This is a genomic window from Rhizobacter sp. P3_C12 (assembly GCF_056402735.1).
On sequence record NZ_JBFUGW010000485.1, the window covers coordinates 1 to 2739 of the forward strand.

At 64.9% G+C, this 2739-nt stretch carries 5 protein-coding genes; 3 read left to right on the forward strand and 2 right to left on the reverse strand.

Annotation, left to right across the window (positions count from 1 at the left end; genetic code table 11):
- Window positions 1-102 precede the first annotated feature (102 nt).
- The 3 genes from fdx (at window position 103) to AC1DXV_RS33525 (ending at window position 1202) form a co-directional block, all read left to right on the forward strand.
- On the forward strand, window positions 103-441 hold the full coding sequence (fdx, locus tag AC1DXV_RS33515) for an ISC system 2Fe-2S type ferredoxin (protein ID WP_047502959.1): 339 nt from the start codon (window positions 103-105) through the stop codon (window positions 439-441).
- A gap of 168 nt (window positions 442-609) precedes the next feature.
- The gene (locus AC1DXV_RS33520; RefSeq protein WP_477937875.1) at window positions 610-882 is read left to right on the forward strand and encodes a YlcI/YnfO family protein; all 273 of its coding nucleotides are present in this window, start codon (window positions 610-612) and stop codon (window positions 880-882) included.
- On the forward strand, window positions 879-1202 hold the full coding sequence (locus AC1DXV_RS33525) for a type II toxin-antitoxin system RelE/ParE family toxin (RefSeq protein WP_477865352.1): 324 nt from the start codon (window positions 879-881) through the stop codon (window positions 1200-1202). The genes AC1DXV_RS33520 and AC1DXV_RS33525 overlap by 4 nt, the downstream gene beginning before the upstream one ends.
- Before the next feature lie 3 nt (window positions 1203-1205).
- Here AC1DXV_RS33525 and AC1DXV_RS33530 read toward each other — a convergent pair whose 3' ends face one another.
- Together AC1DXV_RS33530 and ntrB are read right to left on the reverse strand one after the other, a co-directional pair.
- Window positions 1206-2003: an ABC transporter ATP-binding protein gene (locus AC1DXV_RS33530; RefSeq protein WP_477937877.1), complete on the reverse strand. Its 798-nt coding sequence runs from the start codon at window positions 2001-2003 to the stop codon at window positions 1206-1208.
- Window positions 2004-2005: 2 nt separating this feature from the next.
- Window positions 2006-2739, reverse strand: a 734-nt coding sequence (gene ntrB, locus AC1DXV_RS33535) for a nitrate ABC transporter permease (RefSeq protein WP_477937879.1), incomplete at its 5' end; no start/stop codon positions are given.

Genomic DNA, 2739 nt, shown 5'->3' on the forward strand with positions numbered 1-2739 from the left:
TCGAAGCGCTGGCCAAGGGCACCGAAGCCTTCGCGGCCGAGCGCATGAACCGCGGCATCCGGCAGGCGCTGGCCGGCCGGCGCGTCGAGGAAGTCTGAGCCCATGCCTGTCATCAAGATCCTGCCCCATCCCGAGTACTGCCCCACCGGCACGCAGATCACCGCCACGCCGGGCACCTCGGTCTGCGAGGCCTTGCTGGAGAACGGCATCGAGATCGAGCACGCCTGCGAGCTGAGCTGCGCGTGCACGACCTGCCACGTCGTGGTGCGGGAGGGCTTTTCGTCGCTCGGCGAGATGGATGAATCCGAGGAAGACCTGCTGGACCGGGCCTGGGGGCTGGAGCCGCAATCGCGGCTGTCGTGCCAGGCGATCCTGTCGCAGACCGACGTGACGATCGAGATCCCGAAGTACACGATCAACCACGCCAAGGAAAACCACTGATAAAAAAACCGCCTGATCCATGCGAATCAGGCGGTCCGGAAAGGGCTGGGCCCTACTGAGGAGATAGACGACAAGCGCATCGCTCTTGCCGCATTTCTTTATGCAAGGGATGTGCCACATGGGCTCCGGTCGAACTACACTCGATGCGTCGCAATTGCAACGCAATCCATGAAGCCGTCAACATTCCCTTCGCTGCGCGTCGATGCCGAACTGCGAGAGGCTGCCGAAAGCGTCCTTCGAGAGGGCGAAACACTGAGCAGCCTGATCGAGACGGCCGTGCGGGACACCATCCAGCGCCGACGCGTGCAGGACGAGTTCATCTCCCGCGGGTTGCGTTCCGCGGAAGAGGCGCGGCGAACCGGCGTCTACCATGCAGCGGCTGACGTGCACGATGAACTCCAGCGCAGGCTGGACGATCGGCGCAAACGCGTGCTGGGATGAGCGGGAACTTCAAGGTCCGCTACACCGACGCCGCCCGCAACGATCTCATCGAACTCTTCGACTTCCTGTTGCAGGAGGCTGAAACGATCGAAGACTTCGATCACGCACAGCTCGCCATCGACACCATTCGCGACGAGGTCGAGCACCGCCTCGGTCACGCGCCGTTCCTGTACCGGAAATCGTCAGCCGGCAGCCCGTTCCAGCGAGAGCTGATCATTCCACTTCGAGGCAGGGGCTACGTCGCGCTGTACGAGATCGAGAACGCCGGGACGGTGACCGTCCTCGCGGTCAGGCATCAGCGCGAAGACGACTACCACTGACGCTCAGGCGGCCTGCTCGACGTGGCCATGCCGCGTGTAGAGGAAATCCAGCACTTCCTTGCGGTAGTGCACGTACTTGGCATCCTCCGCCAGCTCGACACGGTTGCGCGGCCGCGGCAGTTCGATCGCCAGGATCTCGCCGATCGTCGCCGCCGGTCCGTTGGTCATCATCACGATCCGGTCCGACAGCAGCACCGCCTCGTCGACATCGTGCGTCACCATCACCACCGTGCTGTGCGTGCGAGCGACGATCTTCAGCAGTTCGTCCTGAAGATGGGCACGGGTCAGCGCGTCGAGCGCACCAAAGGGTTCGTCCATCAGCAGCACCTTCGGCTCCATCGCCAGCGCCCGCGCGATGCCCACGCGCTGCTTCATGCCGCCCGAGATCTCGTGCGGCCGTTTCGCTGCGGCATGCCCCATGTTGACGAGCCCGAGCGCCGCCAGCGCCCGCTCCTTCAGTTGTGCCTTCGACTCGCTCGCGCCGAACACGCGCTCGACCGCCAGGTGCACGTTTTCGTAGCAGGTCAACCACGGCAGCAGCGAGTGGTTCTGGAACACCACCGCGCGCTCCGGCCCCGGGGCCGCGATCTCTCGGCCGTCGCAGATCAGCGAGCCGCCGGTGGGCAGCGTGAGCCCGGCGATCAGGTTCAGCAGCGTCGACTTGYCGCAGCCCGAGTGCCCGATCAGCGTGACGAACTCGCCTTTCGCGACCGACAGGTCGATCTCGCGCAGCGCGTGGAAGCGACCCTTCTTCGTGTGGAACACCATCTCGGCCTGGTGCACTTCGATGAATCCGGACATGCTCAGACCTCCTCGTAGGTGAAGCGCTTCGCGACCGCGATCAGCGCCCATTCGAGCAACAGCCCGACGATGCCGATCACGAAGATCGCGATCAGGATGTGCGTGACGTTCAGGTTGTTCCACTCGTCCCACACCCAGAAGCCGATGCCGACACCACCGGTCAGCATCTCGGCCGCGACGATCACCAGCCACGCCGTGCCCACGCTCAGCCGCACGCCGGTCAGCATGTACGGCAGCACGGCAGGGAACAGGATGCGCGTCATCACCTTCCACTCCGACAGGTTCAGCACGCGCGCCACGTTCAGGTAGTCGGCCGGCACGCGCTGTACGCCGACCGCGGTGTTGATCACCATCGGCCAGATCGAACAGATGAAGATCGTCCAGATCGCCGCCGGGTTCGCCGCCTTGAACACCAGCAGCCCGATCGGCAACCATGCGAGCGGCGACACCGGCCGCAGCAGGCTGATCAGCGGCGAGGCCATGTGGTTCAGGAAGCTGAAGCGCCCGATCAGGAAGCCCACCGGGATGCCGACCAGCGCCGCCAGCCCGAAGCCGATCGCGACGCGCTGCAGCGAGAACAGGATGTTCCAGCCGATGCCCTGGTCGTTCGGCCCCTTGCTGTAGAACGGGTCGGCAAACAGCTTGACCGCTTCGGTGAAGGTGGCGGCCGGTGTCGGGAAGCTGCCCCCCTTCATCGTCAGCAGCGCCCAGATGCCCACCAGCAGCGCGATGCCGA

Bases quoted from the DNA above. Each gene is read 5' to 3' on its own strand.
- fdx (WP_047502959.1), top strand. From the start codon at position 103: ATGCCTGTCATCAAGATCCTGCCCCATCCCGAGTACTGCCCCACCGGC.
- AC1DXV_RS33520 (WP_477937875.1), top strand. From the start codon at position 610: ATGAAGCCGTCAACATTCCCTTCGCTGCGCGTCGATGCCGAACTGCGA.
- AC1DXV_RS33525 (WP_477865352.1), top strand. From the start codon at position 879: ATGAGCGGGAACTTCAAGGTCCGCTACACCGACGCCGCCCGCAACGAT.